At 29.7% G+C, this 21,082-nt stretch carries 21 protein-coding genes; 9 read left to right on the top strand and 12 right to left on the bottom strand.

What is annotated here, in order from left to right:
- Positions 1-3 precede the first annotated feature (3 nt).
- The 3 genes from EV01_RS05745 to menA are packed head-to-tail and all read right to left on the bottom strand — an operon-like array spanning position 4 to position 3,082.
- Complete coding sequence (locus tag EV01_RS05745) at positions 4-1,206, bottom strand: AMP-binding protein (RefSeq protein ID WP_032517281.1); 1,203 nt, start codon at positions 1,204-1,206, stop codon at positions 4-6.
- Positions 1,203-2,168: an o-succinylbenzoate synthase gene (locus tag EV01_RS05740; protein ID WP_032517282.1), complete on the bottom strand. Its 966-nt coding sequence runs from the start codon at positions 2,166-2,168 to the stop codon at positions 1,203-1,205. Before EV01_RS05740 ends, EV01_RS05745 begins: the two co-directional genes overlap by 4 nt.
- Positions 2,165-3,082, bottom strand: a complete 918-nt coding sequence (gene menA, locus EV01_RS05735; protein WP_032517283.1) for a 2-carboxy-1,4-naphthoquinone phytyltransferase — start codon at positions 3,080-3,082, stop codon at positions 2,165-2,167. The genes EV01_RS05740 and menA overlap by 4 nt, the downstream gene beginning before the upstream one ends.
- A 101-nt stretch (positions 3,083-3,183) precedes the next feature.
- On the opposite strand from menA, the gene EV01_RS05730 reads away from it, so the two are divergent.
- Positions 3,184-4,596 carry a chorismate-binding protein gene (locus tag EV01_RS05730; RefSeq protein WP_032517284.1) on the top strand — a complete coding sequence of 471 codons (1,413 nt, stop codon included), beginning with the start codon at positions 3,184-3,186 and terminating at the stop codon, positions 4,594-4,596.
- Here the strand turns inward: EV01_RS05730 and gshB are convergent.
- Together gshB and grxC are read right to left on the bottom strand one after the other, a co-directional pair.
- The gene (gene gshB, locus EV01_RS05725) at positions 4,589-5,512 is read right to left on the bottom strand and encodes a glutathione synthase (protein ID WP_032517285.1); all 924 of its coding nucleotides are present in this window, start codon (positions 5,510-5,512) and stop codon (positions 4,589-4,591) included. The genes EV01_RS05730 and gshB overlap by 8 nt on opposite strands.
- Before the next feature lie 5 nt (positions 5,513-5,517).
- On the bottom strand, positions 5,518-5,772 hold the full coding sequence (gene grxC / locus EV01_RS05720; RefSeq protein WP_032517287.1) for a glutaredoxin 3: 255 nt from the start codon (positions 5,770-5,772) through the stop codon (positions 5,518-5,520).
- Positions 5,773-5,848: 76 nt separating this feature from the next.
- On the opposite strand from grxC, the gene prfB reads away from it, so the two are divergent.
- The 6 genes from prfB to EV01_RS05690 all read left to right on the top strand — a co-directional run bounded on the left by prfB (position 5,849) and on the right by EV01_RS05690 (position 9,475).
- Positions 5,849-6,971 (top strand): peptide chain release factor 2 gene (prfB, locus tag EV01_RS05715; protein WP_152556191.1). Its coding sequence is split into 2 segments (ribosomal slippage): positions 5,849-5,923 and positions 5,925-6,971, totalling 1,122 coding nucleotides; the frame shifts between segments, so codons are not numbered across the junction.
- A gap of 3 nt (positions 6,972-6,974) precedes the next feature.
- On the top strand, positions 6,975-7,157 hold the full coding sequence (locus EV01_RS05710; RefSeq protein WP_011817674.1) for a DUF3285 domain-containing protein: 183 nt from the start codon (positions 6,975-6,977) through the stop codon (positions 7,155-7,157).
- Positions 7,158-7,163: 6 nt separating this feature from the next.
- Positions 7,164-7,703 carry an rRNA maturation RNase YbeY gene (gene ybeY, locus EV01_RS05705; RefSeq protein WP_032517290.1) on the top strand — a complete coding sequence of 180 codons (540 nt, stop codon included), beginning with the start codon at positions 7,164-7,166 and terminating at the stop codon, positions 7,701-7,703.
- A gap of 6 nt (positions 7,704-7,709) precedes the next feature.
- Positions 7,710-8,120, top strand: a complete 411-nt coding sequence (locus EV01_RS05700; RefSeq protein WP_032517291.1) for a diacylglycerol kinase family protein — start codon at positions 7,710-7,712, stop codon at positions 8,118-8,120.
- A 12-nt stretch (positions 8,121-8,132) separates the two neighbouring features.
- Positions 8,133-8,729, top strand: coding sequence for an anthranilate synthase component II (locus EV01_RS05695; RefSeq protein ID WP_032517292.1), 597 nt, complete (start codon positions 8,133-8,135; stop codon positions 8,727-8,729).
- A 20-nt stretch (positions 8,730-8,749) separates the two neighbouring features.
- Complete coding sequence (locus EV01_RS05690; RefSeq protein WP_032517293.1) at positions 8,750-9,475, top strand: MBL fold metallo-hydrolase; 726 nt, start codon at positions 8,750-8,752, stop codon at positions 9,473-9,475.
- Here EV01_RS05690 and EV01_RS05685 read toward each other — a convergent pair.
- The 4 genes from EV01_RS05685 to mnmE all read right to left on the bottom strand — a co-directional run bounded on the left by EV01_RS05685 (position 9,472) and on the right by mnmE (position 14,753).
- Positions 9,472-10,581 (bottom strand): pyridoxal phosphate-dependent aminotransferase, encoded by a 1,110-nt coding sequence (locus EV01_RS05685; RefSeq protein ID WP_032517294.1) that lies wholly within the window; start codon positions 10,579-10,581, stop codon positions 9,472-9,474. The two genes, EV01_RS05690 and EV01_RS05685, sit on opposite strands and share 4 nt — an antisense overlap.
- Complete coding sequence (argS, locus tag EV01_RS05680; protein WP_032517295.1) at positions 10,581-12,395, bottom strand: arginine--tRNA ligase; 1,815 nt, start codon at positions 12,393-12,395, stop codon at positions 10,581-10,583. Before argS ends, EV01_RS05685 begins: the two co-directional genes overlap by 1 nt.
- A 27-nt stretch (positions 12,396-12,422) precedes the next feature.
- Entirely contained in the window at positions 12,423-13,289 is an 867-nt protein-coding gene (nadC, locus tag EV01_RS05675) for a carboxylating nicotinate-nucleotide diphosphorylase (protein WP_032517297.1), read from the bottom strand.
- An 81-nt stretch (positions 13,290-13,370) separates the two neighbouring features.
- Positions 13,371-14,753, bottom strand: coding sequence for a tRNA uridine-5-carboxymethylaminomethyl(34) synthesis GTPase MnmE (gene mnmE / locus EV01_RS05670; protein WP_032517300.1), 1,383 nt, complete (start codon positions 14,751-14,753; stop codon positions 13,371-13,373).
- A gap of 61 nt (positions 14,754-14,814) precedes the next feature.
- Between mnmE and EV01_RS05665 the strand changes: the two genes are divergently transcribed.
- Positions 14,815-15,255, top strand: coding sequence for a DUF2062 domain-containing protein (locus EV01_RS05665; protein WP_032517302.1), 441 nt, complete (start codon positions 14,815-14,817; stop codon positions 15,253-15,255).
- A gap of 18 nt (positions 15,256-15,273) precedes the next feature.
- Here the strand turns inward: EV01_RS05665 and EV01_RS05660 are convergent, their stop codons facing one another.
- Positions 15,274-17,583 (bottom strand): RelA/SpoT family protein, encoded by a 2,310-nt coding sequence (locus EV01_RS05660; protein WP_032523287.1) that lies wholly within the window; start codon positions 17,581-17,583, stop codon positions 15,274-15,276.
- A 54-nt stretch (positions 17,584-17,637) separates the two neighbouring features.
- Here EV01_RS05660 and EV01_RS05655 point away from each other — a divergent pair, with 54 nt between their 5' ends.
- The gene (locus EV01_RS05655) at positions 17,638-19,236 is read left to right on the top strand and encodes an ABC transporter ATP-binding protein (RefSeq protein ID WP_032517306.1); all 1,599 of its coding nucleotides are present in this window, start codon (positions 17,638-17,640) and stop codon (positions 19,234-19,236) included.
- Here EV01_RS05655 and EV01_RS05650 read toward each other — a convergent pair.
- Entirely contained in the window at positions 19,229-20,188 is a 960-nt protein-coding gene (locus tag EV01_RS05650) for an RluA family pseudouridine synthase (RefSeq protein WP_032523288.1), read from the bottom strand. The two genes, EV01_RS05655 and EV01_RS05650, sit on opposite strands and share 8 nt — an antisense overlap.
- The gene (gene ylqF / locus EV01_RS05645) at positions 20,179-21,051 is read right to left on the bottom strand and encodes a ribosome biogenesis GTPase YlqF (RefSeq protein WP_032517308.1); all 873 of its coding nucleotides are present in this window, start codon (positions 21,049-21,051) and stop codon (positions 20,179-20,181) included. The genes EV01_RS05650 and ylqF overlap by 10 nt, the downstream gene beginning before the upstream one ends.
- Positions 21,052-21,082: the final 31 nt, after the last annotated feature.

Here is a 21,082-nt window from a genome sequence, read left to right on the forward strand (position 1 = left end):
TTATTATTTTTTAAATTTATAGTTTGTTTTTTCTGTAATGCTATTTTTGTTTTTAACAATCCACTTTTCAGGCTTTTCATGTTTAGGCCAACTTTGAGAAAATTTTTTTAATAAATTTAAAGAAATTTCAATATTTTTATTATTTGTAAGTTCTCTAAATTCAACTATTATTTTAATTTTATTACCCCATAATTTGTTAGATACTTTTGAAATATTGAATGTATTAATTGGGATATTTTCTTTCATGATGAAATCATTTAATCTAGATTCAATTACTTCAGGGAAAACGATTTCTCCTCCTGAATTAAAGGCATTATCACTTCTTCCAACAAAGTTTAAATACAAAGAATTATTGATTTGATGAATTTCACCTAAATCAGATGTTTGCCACCACCCATTTTTATTTTTGAAATTTTCAGTTTTTAAAGAGTCTATTATTTCAGTCCCGATTCTAGCTGATTTTATCTCGATTAATCCTTGTGCGTTAATTCTTATTTTTGTATCAGGTAGAATTTCTCCAACATTTTTAAAACCCATTAAGAATTCTTTTGGTTTTAAACTCGTAACCATTGCTGCTGTTTCAGTTGAGCCGTAGCAAGGCGCTAATTTTATTTTTTCTTTTATACATTGTTTTGCAGTTTCATCTGAAATTGCAGCTCCACCTACCCAAATTAGATCAAAAATTTTTAGCCAACTAATTCCATCTTTTTGAGCTAAAAGTCTTTGTAATTGGGTAGGTACTAATGACGTAATTAAGTGTTTTTTGTTTTTTTTAAATTTAATTGTAAAAAGTAAAAGTTCTCGAGTTTTTTTAATCAAATTCGGAGAAATATTAATACAATCACATCCCCAAGTTTGACTTCTAAAAATTGGCATTAATCCACTTATATGGTTCAGGGGTAAAGTATTTAAAATTAAGCAGTTTTGCAATTCAAATCCTTGCTCCATTAGCCATTGACCTGATGTAGCCGCAGACAATTTAATATTATCTAAATGGTGAAAACATTGTCTCGGTTTTCCAGAACTCCCACTACTGTTTAAGATAATTGCTGGACCATTTTCATTAATTGAATCTAATACATCTTTGTCTTGATAAAATTTGTTTTTTACATAAATAATTTTATTCTCTCTAATTTTTTTAATAATTTTCTCTACGGATTGAGTTTCGTTATTTTCAACTTCAATAATATAAATTTTATTTTTCATAGTTGATCCCATATCTTTTTTGCTTCATTTAAAAATAGAAACGAATTAGGGAATTTATTCATTGCTATACCAGGAACTTTTGGAGTTGGTCCTTGTAATTGTAGAGACGATAAATGATACAGCCATCTCTTCCCTATACCAGTTTCAAATGACGTACTTATAGATATTAAAGCTTTTTTATTTTCTAATTCTCTTAAAAGCTTAACTGGATTATTTTCTTGAGAAGGCCTTCTAATTTGCCAACCTTTCCACTCATCAATCAAATTTGGAAATTTTAAAAGTGATTCGTCTAAGGCTATAGGGACTTTTTTGTTGAGTTCTGTCAGTCCATCAATATCATCAACACAGAGAGGTTGTTCTAACCAATCTAAATTTTTGTTATCCTTCAAAATATCAGCCCATCTATTAGCTATCGCTCTTGTCCAAGAACCATTAGCATCTATTCTTAACTTAATATTATTGTCTAAATGGCTTAAAATTTCTTCTAAAGTTGCTTCTTCCTCATGATTATTTTTTAATGCTACTTTCCATTTTATGGTTAATGGTTTTCCAATATTAAATTGTATTTTTTTAATTTCATTTATATCTGAAACTACATTTTTATGATTTAACAATATGGCGGTTTTATCAATTTCATCAAAGTAGTAGTTTTCTTTAAAAATTATTTTTCCATTTATTTCGGCTAATGCAGAATTTATTGCTGATTGAATGCATGGGTGTAAAATATTTATTTGCTCAGATAAATTAAATAACTCTACATACGAAGGGATCATATCTAGTTGTTTCGCACACTTTTTTGAGTCTTCTTTATGAAGAGGTGAAACTTCTCCAAACCCAATTTTATTCTCATTACTTGTTAATTTAATTATCCAACCCGATTTTGTATGGTAAGTGGTTTTAGAATTTTTTACTTTGGCGGATAACTTAAAGCTATAAGATTTTTTTTGAAATATTAAGTTCATTTATTAAGCAAGTAATTAAATATTAATCCTGTGATTAAGCCAACTCCATTAAGAGTTTGAAATTTTATTGCGATGAATTTACAATTTTTTATTGCACTAGGGTTTTTATATGAAGATCTTAATAAATTTATAAGTCTTATTGCTTGAGGAAAACTAATCAAATAAAGGATACAAAATACTGGAATAAATCCATTAACTATAGTGAATAGTTGAAAACTATATATTGTAAAAATTATCCACGGCACAAATTGAGAACCTTTTTTTGCCCCTAAGCGAACTAAAGGTGAATTTTTCCCATGCTTTTTATCTTCAGAAATTTGATGAAAATGAGAACAAAATAATACAAGAGTTGTTGCCAAGGAAGGTCCTGAACCAAGTAATAAAGAAACTTTCCAGGGAATATCTTCAAAGAAAATATTAGATGGATTTAACGCAATTAAGACTGCAGAGTAAGCAAAAGGTCCAAATGCAAGCCAGCATAATGGTTCTCCTAAACCTTGATAGCCAAATCTAAAAGGAGGACCTTGATATAAATATCCTAAGAAGCAGCAAGCTGCTACCAAAATCAAAATGTTTATACTTGTTGATACTGAAATAATTGAAATTATTAATAAACCAATAACTAAAGATGAATATGCAATAAATGAAATTATTTCTTTATTTTTTACAAGATTTACAATTGAATGGAATTTAAATTCATCGATTCCTGTTTCTGCGTCGAATAAATCATTAGTTAGATTTTCCCAAAGTAATATCAATATTGCAGCCAAAGTAAATGCAATCAAATTATAAATTTTTACCTTTTCATATTTATTGAGTAAATAAGCCCCTGTTATGAAAACTGGAAGTATGGCAACTGAATAAAGAGGCCATTTTATTGCTTGTTTCCATAATTTTTTTTTATCTTCGTCCATTTTTAATTAATACTTAAAATTAGATAATTATTTAATGTAGTTTATAAATTGAGTTACATTTTTTACTTTATTGCATGATTTTTAGTTATTTTCAATAAGTGATGAAAAATGATTTAAACTTAACAGATTTTTTAAAAGATGTATTTTCCTCTTTCGATAAGAAAGTAGAAAATTCTGGATTAGTAAGTATTTGTGTTGAGATTCCTTGTATTGATTTATTTCAAGTTTATGAATTGTTAATAAATAAATATTCGTTTTCTTCATTTTGGGAGGAATCTGATGGCATTTCATATATAGCCTTCGAGAAGTGTAAATATGTTACTCTGGATGGTCCAAAAAGATTTGAAGTAGCAAAAGAGTTTAATTCTGAGAATTTTAAAAATTTAATTAACTTAACTAATGAATCTCATAATTCTGCATTTTCAAAAATAATTTATTTATTTTCTTTCTCTGAAAATTTGAATAATAAGAATTTACCTTCAGATGTACCTAGCTTGGAAGCCATCTTGCCAAAAATATTAATTACTAAAAGTGATAATAATTGCTGGTTAAGAATCAATGGTCATGTTGAGGGTAAATCATCATTAAGAACATTAATTGAAGAAATATGGACAATTAGAAATCAAGTTATTAATTCTGGCTCAGAATTAATAAAATCATCTGGCTTAAAAACTAGTTTTGATTCCCCTTTTATTGATGATTTCTCACGCTCCTTAGAGACCTCTAAAACAGATATGAAAAAAGTAGTAAATAGAGGAATTCAATTAGTGGAGAAAGGTATCCTCGAAAAGATAGTTTTAGCAAATAGGATTAAAATAAAACTTAAAAATAAATTAGATTTATTAGAAATTTTAAAAAGATTTAAAAAGAAGCAACCAAATACATGTAGATACGTTTGGAAAAGGAATAGTAAGGATATTTTGTTTGGAGCATCTCCAGAAAAATTATTTTCTTTTTCTAAACCTAATTTAACTTTAGAGGCTCTTGCTGGAACTATCTCTACTAATTCAAATTTTAAGAAACTACTAAAAAGTACTAAAGACTTAAAGGAACATAATTATGTAATTCAGTATCTAATTAAATCTTTAGAAATTTCAAAAATAACAAACTTTAAAAAAAGTGATATCAAGGTAAATTCATTTGGAGATATTTCTCATTTGCAAACACTTATTTTCTCTAAAGTTGAAAATATTTGTCCTTTTGAATTGCTTAAAAACATACATCCATCTCCGGCTGTTTGTGGATATCCAAAAAATGCAGCATTGGATTGGATAAATACTCTTGAGTCTTTTCCAAGAGGAAATTATGCTTCTCCAATGGGTTGGGTTGATTCATCAGGTAATTCTTCATTTCTTTTAGCAATAAGAGGTGCAAGGTGTATTGAAGAAAATATTGAATTTACTGCAGGTTCAGGTATAGTTTCAGGCTCCGTTTTAGAGAAAGAAATAGATGAGATTAAATTAAAATTTGAATCTATAGTAAAACAGATATTTTGCGCTAAAAATCCTAGATAATTTCTACTAATTTTTCAATAACTTCCACTGAAACATTCTTATTGGATAAATTTTCTATTTCTCTTAAACCTGTTGGGCTGGTTACATTAATCTCGCTAAGCATTCCATTTATTACATCAATTCCCACAAAAAATAAACCTTCATCTTTGAAGTGTTGAGATAATTCTGAACATATACTTTTTTCTTTTTCTGTTAATAATGTGGGTTCAGCCTTCCCTCCCATCGCTAAATTACTCCTAAAATCGCCTCCTTGAGGAATCCTATTTATAGATCCAATCGCTTCTCCGTTTACGATAATTATTCTTTTATCACCCTCTATGACTTCAGGAATAAATTTTTGCATCATAACGGGTAATTCTTCTTGAGAAGTGATTAATTCAATGATTGATTTAATTCCTGGAGAATTTTTATTTATCCTAATAACACCTTGACCACCTTTTCCTCCAAGAGGTTTTATAACTACTTCATTATTTATATTTGCAAAATTAATAAGATCTTTTACCTTACTCGCAACTATTGTAGGTGCCATTAGGTGGCTGTATCTTAAAGCACCTAGCTTTTCATTCCATGCTCTTAACGATGAGGGTTTGTTAATTACTTTTACTCCTTTTCTTTCTGCAACTTCTAAAAGATGGGTTGCATATAAATAAGCCTCATTTACAGGAGGATCTTTTCTCATCCAAATGCAATTAAATTCGGCGAGAGGTATGCAATCATTTTCTTTGAAAGAAATCCAGGGATTTACTTCAACATTTACGGAAGATGCCCATACTTCATCACCTCTAGCTTCAAGGTCTTGGGGAGTACAACTCCAGATTTCAATATTTTTTTTTGATGATGCTTGCATTAAAGCAGCAGTTGAATCTTTTAAGGGATTTATATTTTTAATTGGATCTATTACGAATAGAAATTTCATAAGATCTAGTTTAATAATGCTTCTAATTTATTTTCATTTTCTAGTGCGTAGAGATCATCGCAGCCTCCGATACCCTCATTATTTATAAATATTTGTGGTAATGTTCTTCTACCATCAGCTCTTTCAATCATCAATGCTCTGGCATCTTCGTCGCCATCTATTTTATATTCTGTAAAATTTATATTTTTTTTCTTGAGTAATGATTTTGCTCGAATACAGAATGGGCAATATTGCCAAGTATAAATTTCAACTTTGGACATTTTTTTAAAATAATACTTAGTTTATACTATTAAACAAAAGTGCTTGTTAGATTATAAATAACGATTAAATTCTATTTTGATAGATATTACAGATTTCAAAAAAGATCTTTCGGAACTAACAGAGCGCCTGGGTAATGCCCAGGATTGTCTTTGACGTTCCAAGGTTAAAAGCGAAAAGAAAAGAGTTAGAGCAAGTTTCTGCTCAGCCTGAATTTTGGGAAAATCAGGGAGAAGCTAAAAAGCAAATGTTAATCCTTGATGATGTCAAAGCACAACTAGAATTGTTAGATAAATGGAAAACTTTTATTTCTGATGCTAATGCCTCTCTTGAGCTTTATTCATTAGAACCTGAAGAGGACATGATTTTAGAATCCCAGGAGGGATTGAAGAAATTAAGAGAGAATTTAGATAAATGGGAATTTGAAAGATTGTTATGTGGTGAATACGATAAGGAGGGAGCAGTAGTTTCTATTAACGCAGGTGCGGGTGGAACAGATGCGCAGGATTGGGTAGAAATATTATTAAGAATGTACTCAAGATGGGCCGATAATAATCAAATGAGCCTTGTTATTAATGAATTATCTCAAGGAGAAGAAGCAGGTATTAAAAGTGTAACGTTTGAAATTGATGGTAAATATGCATACGGCTATCTGCAACATGAAAAAGGAACTCATAGATTAGTAAGAATTTCCCCTTTTAATGCCAATGGCAAAAGGCAAACCAGCTTTGCTGGGGTAGAGGTTATGCCAAAATTAGATGATAATATTTCGCTTGATATTCCTGAAAAAGATTTAGAAATTACAACGAGTAGATCCGGTGGGGCTGGAGGTCAAAATGTTAATAAAGTAGAAACAGCAGTGAGAATTGTTCATTTGCCTTCAGGGATTTCAGTAAGATGTACTCAAGAAAGATCTCAATTACAAAATAAAGAAAAAGCTATGTTACTTCTAAAGTCTAAACTATTAGTAATTGCTAAAGAACAACGAGCTGCAGAAGTCGCTGATATTAAAGGTGATATCGTGGAAGCAGCATGGGGCAATCAAATCAGAAATTATGTTTTCCATCCCTATCAAATGGTAAAAGATCTTAGGACTATGCAGGAGACTAACGAGTTAGATAGTGTTTTAGATGGTGGACTTGATCCATTTATTCATCAATTATTACGTATGAATATTTCTTCTAAGGAATCTATTGAATAACTAATGGAAAATAAAAACGAAATTTTAGAAAAAAAAGTTTCTCCTCCAAGCTTTATAAAGCTTGCTATGAGAAATATGGTAAGGAAAGGCTCAAAAAGTATTTCTCATTTTTCAATAACCTTTCTAGTTTTAATTGGGATATTAATACTTGTGGCCACGATAGGTAAGCCCAATATTCCAGTTTAAGAATGTATGAAAGAAAAAATTATTTCTGAAATAAATTTAGATTTGGTTTTTCAATTTAATGATTTTTCGCAATTTTCAAATAAGTTAAAAGATACTAAAACAAAGCTTATTTTTGAATCTATTTTTTGGGAGAAAGTTTTTTTATCTTGGATAAATACTATATTAAAAAAAAAGGATTATGAATTACCAAATTATATTTTTGAAAAAAAATCTTTTTCATTAGGCTTACAAATAATATCTAATCAAGAAATTGCTTCTTTGAATAAGAAATGGATGCAAAAAAATGGTCCAACAGATGTTCTATCTTTTCCAATTATTTCTGATGAATCTCTAAATAATTTAGATCATATAGAGTTGGGAGATATATTTATATCATTAGAGATGGCACTTGAGCAATCTTTTGAATATAAACATTCAATCTATAGAGAGATGATCTGGTTGGCTAGTCATGGATTTTTACATCTTTTGGGATGGGAACATAATAATGAGCGTGATTTAGAAAATATGTTAAATTTCCAAGAATATTTAATTACTCGATTAGATTAAAAATCAATGAAAAAAAAAATAAACTATTTAGAAAATAGAAAAGAATCATACAAAACTTCCAGTAATGTATTTATAAGTTTTAAGTATGCTTTCAATGGCATTAGTTATGTATTAAAAACTTCAAGAAATTTTAAAATTCAATTAATTTTTGCAGTTACAAGTTTAATAATTGGTTTTTTACTCAAAATTAGCCTAAGTAATTATGTTATTTTGATTGCAACAATAATGTCTGTTTTAATATTAGAAATGATTAACACATCTATTGAATCAATCGTTGATTTATTAGTAAAAAAAGAATTTAGTATTTTGGCTAAAATTTCAAAAGATACTTCTGCTGGAGCAGTATTATTAGCTTCCATTAATTCTGTTATTATTGCTCTATATATCTTTGTTCCTAAAATAAAGTTGTTATTTTAAATCCATACAAATATGTTTCTTGTTATTGATAATTACGATAGTTTTACTTATAACCTTGTTCAATATTTAGGAGAACTTTCAGTTGAGCATGAAATAACTAAAGAATTAATAGTTAAAAGAAATGATGAAATTACTTTAGAAGAAATTATCAAACTAAATCCTGGAGGAATTTTATTATCTCCAGGTCCAGGCAATCCAGATCAATCTGGAATTTGTCTGCCAATACTAAAAAAATTATCTAAAAATATTCCGACATTGGGAGTTTGTTTAGGTCATCAAGCTTTGGCCCAAGCTTTTGGAGGTAAGGTTATAGTTGGGAAAGAACTTATGCATGGTAAGACATCCAAAATATTTCATAATCAAAAAGGATTGTTTAAAGATATTGAGACTCCATTTGTGGCTACTAGATACCATAGTCTTATAGTTGATTCAAGTTCTTTACCATCTTGTTTCGACGTAACTGCGACTTTAGAAGACTCAACAATTATGGCTATCTCTCATAAAGAATATAAACATTTACATGGCGTACAGTTTCATCCTGAAAGTGTGTTGACGCAATTTGGTCATAAATTAATTAGTAATTTTCTAAAAATGGCTGAACAAAAGTAAAATAAAAAAAAATTAATATTATGATTTCTCAAATTAAAAACCTTTTATTTTTGATACTAGTTAGCTTTTTTTTACCTACCTCATTATTGGCAAGGAATTTATTAATAAAAAGTTTGGGACATAGTAGTTTTTTAATTACAAGTGCAGATAAATCTATTCTTGTAAATCCCTTTAAATCAATAGGTTGTGCAAGTAATTTAAAGGAGCCAAAAGAAGTTAATGTAGATTTTATTTTGGCTAGTTCTAGGCTTCTAGATGAAGGATATAACCCTAATGATCAATTAATGTTCGTTGAGCCAGGAATCTATCAATTTGAGGATATTTTATTAAATGGAATTTCTGTACCACATGACAGAGTAGATGGAAGAAGATTTGGGATGGCAACTGTTTGGAGTTGGGAGCAGAATGATCTTAAAATTGTTCATATGGGAGGAGCTGCTGGTGATATTGATATAAATAGTCAAATTATTTTGTCTAGTCCAGATATATTATTTATTTCAATTGGAGGAGGAATAAAATCTTACAATGGTAAAGAAGCCTCAAAAATAGTTAAGATCTTAAAACCTAAAGTAGTTATTCCTGTTCACTTTCAACGCGGCAAACAAATTAGTAAAGAATGTGATTTCTCAAATGCTGATTTATTTATCGAAAATATGAAAGATTTTAAAGTGAAGTATGTTGGAAATGATTTTCAAATAAAACCTAAAAGAATCGATCAAAATACAATTTATATTTTCAGTAATTAATTTTTTAAATCTAATGTCTTGTAATTGTCCCAGAAAAAGATCATTTGTTCTTTAGTTCCAATACTAACTCTTATTGAATTACCGATATCTTTTTTGTTTTCCATACTTCTAATAAGAATACCTTTTTCTCTCATCTGTTGTATTAAGATTTTAGGCTCTTTTTTGGGCCAAATTAAGAAATAATTACCTCCACTAAAGTGAGTTCTGATTTTTGTTGGTTTAAATTTATTTAAAATCCATTCCCTCGCCTTTTTTACTTCTAAAACATAATTATCAATATATGATTTGTCTTTAAGTGCTGCTAAAGCAGCTGTTATAGCAAAGCTATTTACATCATATGGTCCTGTAACTTTATTAATGTACTGAATTAAACTTTTATTGCCAAAAGTAAAACCTATTCTTAAACCAGCTAGACCTGCAGTTTTTGAGAGAGATTGGATTATTATTATATTTTGATTCTTTTCAAAATCTATAGATTCAAGAAGACTATCTCCATTAAATTTTTCATATAGTTCATCAACGACTATTAATGAATCTTTATTGATATTGGCTAAATTAATTATTTCGTGAGAACTTAGAACAGTTCCTGTTGGATTATTTGGATTACAAATGAATATCAACTTTGGATTATATTTTATTATTTTTTCCCTAAATTCTTCGATGGGGAATAGAAAATTTTCTCCAATGTAAGAACAACTTATTTTTTTCATTCCTCGGATTTCTGCACAAGGAGAATAGTAACCAAAAGTTGGATTTGTGGTTAAAAATATTTGATCTTTTTCTCCAAAGCAATTGAAAATTGCATTTATTGCTGCATCTGCTCCATTGAAAATTCCAATTTCATCATTACCAAATTTTCTTGAATCAAGATATTTATCACATAAAAATTTTTTTAAAAAATTATATTCTGGATAAATTGAAATCTCATCTAATTTTATCGCTCGTAATGCCTCTAAAACCATAGGACTTGGACCTAAAGTATTTTCATTAAAGTCTAAGCGGAGTAAACTTCTTCTATTTTCTAAAGGTGCAGAGTAAGATTGCATATTTATTATTTCTTCTCTCGGTTTGGGGAAAAGATTATTTAATGGATCAAAATCATTCATTACATTCTTTCTAAAGTTTCAATTCCTAAAAGCTCTAAGCTTAATTTTAGTGTTTTTGCAGTTAGGTCACATAAATTAAGCCTAGAAATTTTTATATTTTTTTCTTCTTTGAGGATTGGAACTTGATCATAGAATCTATTAAAAGTCTGACATAGCTCGAACAGATAATTGCATAATCTATTTGGCATTAAGTCCTTTTCAATAGAAATTATGACTTCATCGAACTTAAGTAATTTTCTGATGAGTTTCCACTCAGATTTATGTTCATAATTGAAATATTGAAAATCTTCAAAGTCATATACAAAATCATTTTTTCTTTTAATTCCTGCAATTCTTACAAGTGTATATAACAAATAAGGAGCCGTATTACCATTTAGAGAAAGCATTTTATCAAAGCTAAATTGATAATTAGTAATCCTATTTTGGCTTAAATCTGCATACTTAACAGCTCCTAATCCAATGATTCTTGAAGTATTTGAAATAAAATCTTCTGTCTCATAACGATTTTCATTTTTTAATCTATTTAATAAATCTTCTTTTGCTCTTCTAACTGCTTCTTCTAATAAATCTTTTAAACGTATTGTTTCACCTTCTCTCGTTTTTAGCTTTTTGCCATCAATTCCTTGAACTAAACCAAAAGGAACATGGTCTACTTGACAATTGTCTGGGATCCATTTCGCTTTTTTTGCAACTTGAAAAACTCCAGCAAAATGATTTGCTTGTCCATGATCAGTCACATAAATAATTCTCGAAGCATTATCCCCATTCGGAGGTTTATTGAATCTGTATCTTATAGCAGCAAGATCTGTCGTGGCATAGTTAAAACCTCCATCTTTTTTTTGAATAATTAGCGGTAAAGGTTTGCCTTCTTTATTAGTCATCCCATCTAAAAATACACATTTTGCTCCTTGATCTTCTACTAATATTTTTTTTAAATTTAAATCCTCAATGACGGATTTTAAGAATGGATTATAAAAAGATTCTCCTCTTTCTTCTATTTTTATTTTTAAATTTTTATAGATTTCATCAAATTCTTTTCTAGATTGATCGCATAATAATTGCCAAGCTTTAATCGATTTTATATCTCCACTTTGTAACTTAACTACTTCCTGTCTAGATCTTTTTTGGAATTCAGATTCATTATCAAATCTTTTTTTTGATTCTTTATAAAATTCAACTAAATCACTTATCTTAATTTTGCTTATCTCCTCTAAATCATTTGAATATAAATCTTTGAGCTGAGTAATCAGCATTCCAAATTGCGTTCCCCAATCGCCAACATGATTTAGTCTTAATACTTGATAACCTCTTAACTCGAAAATTCTGGATATTGAATCTCCTATTATTGTTGATCTTAAATGCCCTACATGCATTTCTTTGGCAATATTAGGACTAGAAAAATCTACAATTACTTTATTTGATAAGCCACTATCTAAATCTTCTTGAATTTGAGGTATTCCACCCCTTTGACATTGAATATTTGATTTAATTTCATTTATTAGAACTTCATCTTTTAATTTTATATTTATAAATCCAGGTCCAGCTATTTCTAGACTTTTACATAAGTTTGCTATGCTTTCATTTTTATTTAAAAGGTTAATAAATTCATTAGAAATATCTCTTGGTTTCTTTTTATATATTTTAGATAAACTTAAACAAACATTACATTGATAATCACCAAATTCCTCTTTTGATGATTGTGTAATTAAATTTTTTCTAAGAATTTTGAATTCTCCTTTTTGATCATTTTTTTCAAGACTATCTAAAAGAGCTTGTTCAAATTGTTTTGTTAATTCTTTAAAAATGATTAGCATTAATTATGGAATTATTTATCTATATAGTTAATTAATATAACGCATACTCAAATCAATCCAATTACTTTTGGTGATCGCAGAACTTGTTGAAATCAAATCAATACCCTTTATTAGATATTTACTAATTTCTTCAGGGTTAATTCCAGAAACTTCTATTATCAAATTTTTATTGACTTCTCTCTTTAAGGTATTCATTGATAAATCTCTTAATTCTTGTACGTTTTTTTTTATTATTTCAGGGCTAAGTTCATCCAATAAGATACTATCTGCTCCTGCTAATATTGCTTCTTTTGCCTGTTCGATATTCTCAGCTTCAATTATGATATGAGTTGTAAAAGGCGAATTTAGTCGAATTTTTTTTACTGCATTATTAAGATTATCTGTCCATGCAATGTGATTTTCTTTTATCATAGCCGCATCATATAAGCCCATTCTATGATTCACTCCACCTCCGCATTTGAATGCATATTTTTCAAATATTCTTAAGCCAGGAGTAGTTTTCCTAGTATCTACTAATTTAATATTTGTACCTTCTAACTTATTTACCAGATTCTTTGTATATGTAGATATTCCAGATAAATGCATTGCTATATTTAAGCCTATTCTTTCGCTAGCTAGCAAACTTTTTGAGGGTCCATATATTTCCAGGAGTTTTTGATCTTTAACAAATTGATCTCCATCAGAGATATTAAATTTTGCACTGAGTTTTAAATCAATTTTTTTAAAAATTTCTTTTATAACTGCGACACCGCAAAATATACCACTTTCTTTTGCAATCCAATATGCATTACCATTCTCTTTCGTTATAGAAGGACTTGTAAGATCTCCCCTTCCTATATCTTCATCGATCCAAGTATCAATGATCTTACTTATTATTGGAGTATTTAAATTCACTAAACTAAAAAAAATTAATTAATAAAAATTCAACTGAAGTTAGAGACCCAACTATATATCACTATGTAATTTAACTCAAATTTATTTACCAATACAAAACTTTGAAAAAATATTATCTAGAAGTTCCTCCGTTAATTCTTGACCAGTTATTTTAGATAAGTTTTGTATTCCATCTCTTAGTTCTATTGATAACAAATCAAATGGCAATTTATTTTTAATGATTTCATCAGTATCATTTAAATTAGATAGGCAAGCAGACAAATTTGTAAGATGTCTTTCGTTTAAAAATATATTGATATTTTCTACTTGTTTTAATCCACACTTTTTTATGATTGTGTCGATTAATAATCTTTCACCATCATTATTCTTAATGCTCATAAGAATTGTATTGTTTAATTCATTTGAATTAATATTTTTGCAATCAATTAAATCTTTTTTATTGCCCAAAATAGTAATTAATTTTTCTTTGGGGATTTCTTCTATTATTTTTTTGTCTTCTTCATTAAATCCTTCTTCAAGACTATAAATATAAATTATAAAATCTGACTCTTTAATTTTCTCAAAACTTTTTTTAATTCCAATACTTTCAATTTGTTCATAAGTTTCTCTTATGCCAGCAGTATCAATTATTTTCATTGGCATATCATTAATAGTTAAATTAACTTCAATAACATCTCTAGTTGTTCCAGGAATATTAGTTACGATTGCTTTCTCTTTTTTAGCAAGCAAATTTAGTAAAGAGCTTTTACCAACATTTGTTTTACCTATAAGTGCAATGGATATTCCATTGTGAATATATGAATTTCTTTTTGCATTTTCTATTAGTAATTCTATTTTTTCTTTTACTTTTTTAATGTTTTTTAGATATTTGGTGTAATCAAAATCTGTGAAGTCTTCTTCAAAATCAACTCTCGCTTCTATTTCGCAAAGTTGATTTATAAGGTCATTTTTAATATCATTAATTGTTTTCTTAATTTCTCCTTGAATCCCACTAAAAGCTAACTCTGCTGATCTTGTATTGCTTGCATTAATTAATTGATTAATCGACTCGGCTTGAGTGAGGTCTATTTTTCCATTAAGAAAAGCTCTTTGACTAAATTCTCCTGGGTTTGCAAGTCTAACTCTAGAATTACTAGATAATAATCTCTGAAGAACTTTATTCACTATGATAATTCCGCCATGGCAATGAAGTTCAACAACATCCTCTCCTGTAAAGCTATTTGGTGATTTCATTACTAAAATTAAAACCTCATCTATAAATTTATTTTGTTTATTTTCCTGAATAAAACCATGAAAAACTCTATGTGATTCCCATGCATATTTAGATTTAGTTTGAACAATCTTTTTGCAAGAATTTATTGCGTCTTGCCCTGATACTCTTATTATCGCAACTCCTCCTTTCCCTACACTTATAGCTGATGCAATTGCGGCTATCGTATCTTCTGTAGTAAATATTGAATCCATCTCTCGCTTTGTTATGGATAATTAAGTAAGATTATCAAGAATTTTGAAATTTTCTTTCTGAATGAGATTTAAAAGAGATATTACCTATAAGAAAATTCTATCATTATTTAGGAATCAGAATGGAAGTCCTTTCTTTAATGCTAAAGGTTTAGCTATAGGGGTATTTAGTGGCTGCTTTCCTTTTTTTGGGTTTCAGACTTTAATAGGGGTTTTTTTTGCAAAAATAGCCAATGGAAATATTGTTCTAGCTGCAATCGGTACCTGGATAAGCAACCCTTTTACTTATATTCCACTTTATTATTTTAACTATAAAGTTGGTTCGTTTTTTTTAAATAATTCTTCTAATAAAATTCTTGAAAAAAGTTTAGATATTGATGACTTATGGAAACAAGGTAGAGTTTTTTCTTTAAAATTACTCTTAGGTTCATCTTGTGTGGGTATTTTACTAGCTTTAATTTGCGGCAGTATTGTTTTCTTTATCTACAAGATAAAAAAAAAATAAATTGATCTGATTTTAAAATTAACTTTGTCCAACTCTGGCAATATCTAAAACATCTGCCATTGATTTAATTTGTTCAATTGTTTTGTGAAGTTGATTATAACTTTCAAGACCTACACAAAGATTTATAATAGCTGGTTTACCATAAGCAGTTTTAACATTGGCATCGCTAACATTTATACCTTTGTCAGATAACCGCATAAGAATATCTTTAAGGACTCCAACTCTATCAATTACTTCTATTCTTAGCTGAATTGGAAACTTATTATCGCCAGTTTTATTATCTTGATTCCAACCGACAGGTAATCTTCTCTCTATTGGAATCGGTATTACATTTTCGCAATCTTCCCTATGTATAGTTATCCCATGGTTGCCGAGCGACACAGTTCCGATAATATCCTCGCCTGGCAGCGGGCTACAGCATTTACCTATTCTGTAATCAAGGCCTTCTATCCCGGAAATTGGCGATTTAGCTGCTGTATTAGATTGATTAGTGGATAAATTAGAATTACTTTTAAGAGATTTTGCTATTTCAGAGTCAGAATCATTTTTTACATCTTCTGTCTGTAATTTTATTTCTTCTCTTAGTCTGTTTAATACTTGATGCAAAGTTAAACCACCAAAACCAAGAGATGCAAGAAGGTCTTCAGTAGTTTTTAAATTGCATCGATTTGCAACTTTTTTCATGGCTTCACTAGAAAGTAATGCTTCAAAACCGTTCCTACCTACTTCTTTTTCAAGTAAATCTCTACCTCTTTTAATCGTTTCATCACGATGGCTTTTCTTATACCATTGGCGAATTCTATTTTTAGCAGTTGGCGTAACTACAAAGTTCAGCCAATCCAAGCTTGGAGTAGCATTATTACTTGTCAAAATTTCTATGAAGTCACCATTTTGAAGTGCTGTAGATAATGGAGAAAGCTTTTCATTAATTCTTATTCCATTACAGTGATTTCCAACTTCAGAATGAATTCTGTAGGCGAAATCTATCGCGGTAGATCCTTTCCTTAAACCAACAACATCTCCTTTTGGAGTGATCACAAATACTTCTTCATCAAATAAGTCTTCTTTAATTGAAGCTAAATAATCATTATGATCCCTTTCATTACCTTCTTGTTGCCATTCTACTAATTGTCTTAGCCAATTAAATCTCTCGGCATTACTTTTGGCGGGAGAACCACCCTCTTTGTATTGCCAATGAGCGGCAATACCATATTCAGCAATTTGATGCATCGAAGTAGTTCTAATTTGAACTTCAATAGGTCGATGTCTTCCAATCACAGAAGTGTGTAAGGACTGGTATCCATTGGGTTTTGGTAATCCTATATAGTCTTTAAATCGACCTGGAATTGGTTTGAAAGTATCATGAACGACTGCTAAAGCCCGATAACAACTATCTGAATTATCCACGATAATTCTTAGGGCAGCAACATCATAAATCTCGTGAAAATGCTTTTGCTGTCTTTCCATTTTGCTCCAGATGCCATAAAGATGTTTTGGCCTTCCTGTTATTTCAAAATTTTTCAAACCGGCTGAAACCAAGTTTTCCTTCATAAGATTCAAAGTTACTTTTAATCTTTTTTCTCTATCACTTCTTTTAACAGCGATTTGATCTTTAAGATTTAGATATTCTTTAGGCTCTAGGAATTTAAAAGCTAAATCTTCTAATTCCCATTTAAATCTGTTTATTCCTAGTCGATTAGCTAATGGTGCATAAATTTCTCTTGTTTCTCTCGCTATTCTTAGTTTTTTCTCATCATTTAGCCATTCAATTGTTCTCATGTTATGAAGTCGATCTGCAAGTTTTACTAAGACAACTCTGATATCGCTAGCCATAGCCAAAAACATTTTCCTAAGATTTTCAGCTTGTGCTTCAGTCCTGTTGTTAAAGTGGATGCCGCCTAATTTTGTTACGCCCTCTACAAGTATTTTTACTTCTAATCCAAAATTTGTTTCTATTTCGGTTAAATCAATGCCAGTATCTTCAACAACATCATGTAAAAGGCCTGCAGCAATAACAGATGAACTAGCACCTATTTCTTTGAGGAGATTTGCAACAGCGACCGGGTGGATAATGTATGGCTCGCCGCTCGCGCGGAATTGTCCATCATGAGCTTTATATGCAAGTTTAAAAGCCTTTGCTATGAGGTTTTGATTCTCATCATTTTCTTTATTTGATTTTTCAAAATTATGAATATCTTTAAGAAGCCAATCGGGAATGTTTATTTGATTATTCAAAGATTCACTTTCATATTTTTTATTTTCAGGCAAAATAGTTTTGGAAACTTCAATTTCGTTTTTTTCTTTTGAATTTGCAGCTGCCTCGGACATTTTATATTGCTTTAGATATATTTTATTTAGGTCTAGAAAAATTGGCTATAAATCATGGAAAAAAATAAAAAAAAAATTATTGTAGTTAAAAATCTTACTGTTAAATATGGTCTAAAACAGCAACCTATTATCAAAAATTTTAATTTGGAAATAGATAGTGGCGATCATTTGGCCATAATAGGACCTTCTGGATGTGGAAAGACCACTTTTGCAAAAACATTAGTAAATATATTGCCTGAAAAGGCTACTTCTAAAGGGTATCTATCGATTTCTAGTGTAGATCCTAGGAAAATAAATAACAAAGATGCACAATTATTTAGAAGAAAGAATTTTGGATTTATTTATCAAGACTCTATAAAAAAACTTAATCCGTTAATGAGAGTTGGGGATCATTTATATGAATTATTTAAAACACATGATCAAACTAAATCATCTACAGCTATTAAAAAATTAGTAAGAGAAGTTTTTCAAAAAGTAGGAATTGAAGAAAGTAGACTTGATTCTTTCCCACATCAATTTAGCGGTGGAATGAGACAGAGAGTTTCTATAGCAATGGCACTTGCTTTAAAACCTAAATTATTAATAGCTGATGAACCTACAACAAGCTTAGATACCAAAACAAGTTTTGAGATTATGCAAGAAATAATTCATCTATGTGATGAATTTGATACTACTTTAATTTTAATTAGTCATGATATTAATCTTGCAGCAAAGTGGTGTAAAAAAGTCGCAATTATTGAAAAGGGATCGATTGTTGAAAAAGGGAATATATTAGATATTTTTCAATCACCAAAATCAGATATCGGGAAAAAGTTAGTAAATGCTTCAAAAATATTATTAGAGCCAAATACTAAGAATAATGCTCGAGATCAGGTCGTTCTAGAGGTGAATAACCTAAGACATTGGTATAAATTAAATTCTTCAATTTTCATTAATAAATGGAATAAGGCTTTAAATGAAGTTAGTTTCAAGTTATATAAGAATGAGACTCTCGGAATTGTTGGTTCTTCAGGAAGCGGTAAAAGTACATTATGTAGGGCTTTAATTGGACTGCTTAAAGTAAGAGGTGGTGAAATAAAGATCTATGATAAAAATCATGCATTGAAAAAAAATAAATCTTTTAAAAAGAACAATAATGTGCAAATAATTTTTCAAGATCCGTTTTCAAGTTTGAATCCGAAAATGACAATTAAAAATATTTTGGAAGATATATTTTTTATTCAAAAAATTTCAGATAAAAGAAAAATCGAAAAAGAAATAAAATTAATGTTGGGAAATTTAAATCTTCCCTTAAATAATGATTTTTTTAATTCTTATCCTAGCCAATTATCTGGTGGTCAATTGCAAAGAATTTCATTAGCCAGAGCGCTATTGTTGAAACCAAAAATTTTGATTTGTGATGAGAGTGTTAATATGTTGGATGCTTCAGTAAAAATAGAGATTCTTGAATTAATTAGAGTCTTGCAAGAAAAAATGAATTTAACGATTATCTTTATTACTCATGATTTAGGCATTGCTAAAAGATTTTGTGATAGGTTGCTAGTTATGAATCATGGAAAGATAGTTGAGGAAGGAGAAAGTTCTACAATATTCAATAAAACTCAAAACACGTATACAAAATCGCTTCTAAATTCCTCTTTAAATCTTATTTAACTTTAAGAACACCTAGTAATTTTTGAAAATCTAATGGTAATTCTGATTCAAATATCATTTCTTTACCTTTTATTGGATGTATAAGTCCAAGCTTAATGGCGTGTAAAGCTTGGCCATCTAATTTACATGGTAGTTTTTTACATCTTCCATATAACGGATCACCCACAATTGGATGATTAATATGAGCGCAATGTACTCTTATTTGATGCGTTCGCCCGGTATCTAGTTTGAAACTCATTAATGAGTAATTGCCAAATCTTTCTTCTAATTTCCAATAGGTACAGGCATACCTTCCTGAAGTTTCTTCAACTACTTTATATTTCAATCTATTTACTTTATCTCTGCCAATATTTCCCACTATTTGGCCTTCTTCAGAATTAGGTGCTCCATGAATTACTGCAATATATTCGCGTGATGCTATTTTTTCTTTAATTTGTTTCTGGAGATTTACTAATGCCTCTTGGCTTTTTGCAACAACCATACATCCGGAGGTATCTTTATCTAATCTGTGAACAATCCCAGGTCTTAGTTTCCCATTAATTCCAGGTAGATCTTTACAGTGAAAAAGTAATCCATTCACTAAAGTTCCAGACTTGTGGCCAGGGGCTGGATGAACAATTAGTCCTGATTGTTTATTAATTACTATGATGTGCTCGTCTTCAAAAAGGATATTTAAATCCATTTTTTCAGGTTTCAAATAAATAAGAGGTTCTGGAGGAGGCATCCATATTTGAATATTGTCGCCATTTTTTAATGGGGTCTTTGCTTTCGCAGTCTTATAGTTTACAAGTACTAAACCTGAATTTATAAAATGTTGAATTCTTGCTCTACTTTGTTCTGGCCTTTTACTTACCAACCATCTGTCTAGCCTCATAGGAAGAGGTAGCTCATAAATAATTTCTATAAGCTCACCTTCTCCAATGCCGAAAGAATTTTGATTATTTAATTCCATAGTGGGACTTCTAAAGCAATTTTACCCAGCATTTGATTTCTATAATCTTCCAATAACTTATGAGACATTCTCCTTTTATCGCCAGAGGTATGTTTTGAAGCTGCTTCGTCGATCCAAGCAGAAGGACTCTTAAAGCCTTTAGTAATATCAACTCCATATCTATTAGATATTTGTTTAATTGAGATATTCGCATTCTTATCTTTGTTGAGAGTGGATATAATTTTGATAAATCCAATTGCGACACTCTCTATTTCATAAGCAGCTTCTCCAATATCGTCACACAGTGCAAGATTAAGTGCTGATTTTTGATCTTCTAAATTTGGAGGTATAACACCAGGAGCGTCTAGCAGATCTATACCACTTTCTAATTTTATCCATCTTAAATTACGGGTCACGCCTGCTTTCCTAGCGCTATCTACAACTCTTTTTTTTGCGATTCTATTAATTAAAGCCGACTTCCCTACGTTTGGAAAACCAAGTGTAAGGGCTCTAATTGGCCTAATTCGCATTCCTCTAGAGAGTCTTCTATCGTCGATTGACGACCTAGAATCTTTAGCTGACTTACAAATTTCTTTAATCCCTATTCCTCTTTTAGCATCACACCAAAGAGGATATTGATCTTTAGAATTAAACCATTTATTCCAACTATTGATTGTATTCGGGGAGATCATATCTGATCTGTTAATGACAAGAATATGTTTTTTATTATTTATCCATTTATTCAAGTGTGGATGTCCTGTTGACAAAGGAATTCGTGCATCTCTCACTTCGATAACTAAATCTACTTTATTGATAACTTCAGATAATTTCTTTTCTGCTTTTGCGATATGGCCTGGGTACCATTGGATTTTGGGTATGTCCACTTCAATAAATCAAATAAAATTTTGTATTCCT

The organism is Prochlorococcus marinus str. MIT 9401 (assembly GCF_000760095.1).
GTDB classification, from domain to species: domain Bacteria; phylum Cyanobacteriota; class Cyanobacteriia; order PCC-6307; family Cyanobiaceae; genus Prochlorococcus_A; species Prochlorococcus_A marinus_I.

Bases quoted from the DNA above. Each gene is read 5' to 3' on its own strand.
- EV01_RS05745 (WP_032517281.1), bottom strand. From the start codon at position 1,206: ATGAAAAATAAAATTTATATTATTGAAGTTGAAAATAACGAAACTCAA.
- EV01_RS05740 (WP_032517282.1), bottom strand. From the start codon at position 2,168: ATGAACTTAATATTTCAAAAAAAATCTTATAGCTTTAAGTTATCCGCC.
- menA (WP_032517283.1), bottom strand. From the start codon at position 3,082: ATGGACGAAGATAAAAAAAAATTATGGAAACAAGCAATAAAATGGCCT.
- EV01_RS05730 (WP_032517284.1), top strand. From the start codon at position 3,184: ATGAAAAATGATTTAAACTTAACAGATTTTTTAAAAGATGTATTTTCC.
- gshB (WP_032517285.1), bottom strand. From the start codon at position 5,512: ATGAAATTTCTATTCGTAATAGATCCAATTAAAAATATAAATCCCTTA.
- grxC (WP_032517287.1), bottom strand. From the start codon at position 5,772: ATGTCCAAAGTTGAAATTTATACTTGGCAATATTGCCCATTCTGTATT.
- EV01_RS05710 (WP_011817674.1), top strand. From the start codon at position 6,975: ATGGAAAATAAAAACGAAATTTTAGAAAAAAAAGTTTCTCCTCCAAGC.
- ybeY (WP_032517290.1), top strand. From the start codon at position 7,164: ATGAAAGAAAAAATTATTTCTGAAATAAATTTAGATTTGGTTTTTCAA.
- EV01_RS05700 (WP_032517291.1), top strand. From the start codon at position 7,710: ATGAAAAAAAAAATAAACTATTTAGAAAATAGAAAAGAATCATACAAA.
- EV01_RS05695 (WP_032517292.1), top strand. From the start codon at position 8,133: ATGTTTCTTGTTATTGATAATTACGATAGTTTTACTTATAACCTTGTT.
- EV01_RS05690 (WP_032517293.1), top strand. From the start codon at position 8,750: ATGATTTCTCAAATTAAAAACCTTTTATTTTTGATACTAGTTAGCTTT.
- EV01_RS05685 (WP_032517294.1), bottom strand. From the start codon at position 10,581: ATGAATGATTTTGATCCATTAAATAATCTTTTCCCCAAACCGAGAGAA.
- argS (WP_032517295.1), bottom strand. From the start codon at position 12,395: ATGCTAATCATTTTTAAAGAATTAACAAAACAATTTGAACAAGCTCTT.
- mnmE (WP_032517300.1), bottom strand. From the start codon at position 14,753: ATGGATTCAATATTTACTACAGAAGATACGATAGCCGCAATTGCATCA.
- EV01_RS05665 (WP_032517302.1), top strand. From the start codon at position 14,815: ATGAGATTTAAAAGAGATATTACCTATAAGAAAATTCTATCATTATTT.
- EV01_RS05660 (WP_032523287.1), bottom strand. From the start codon at position 17,583: ATGTCCGAGGCAGCTGCAAATTCAAAAGAAAAAAACGAAATTGAAGTT.
- EV01_RS05655 (WP_032517306.1), top strand. From the start codon at position 17,638: ATGGAAAAAAATAAAAAAAAAATTATTGTAGTTAAAAATCTTACTGTT.
- EV01_RS05650 (WP_032523288.1), bottom strand. From the start codon at position 20,188: ATGGAATTAAATAATCAAAATTCTTTCGGCATTGGAGAAGGTGAGCTT.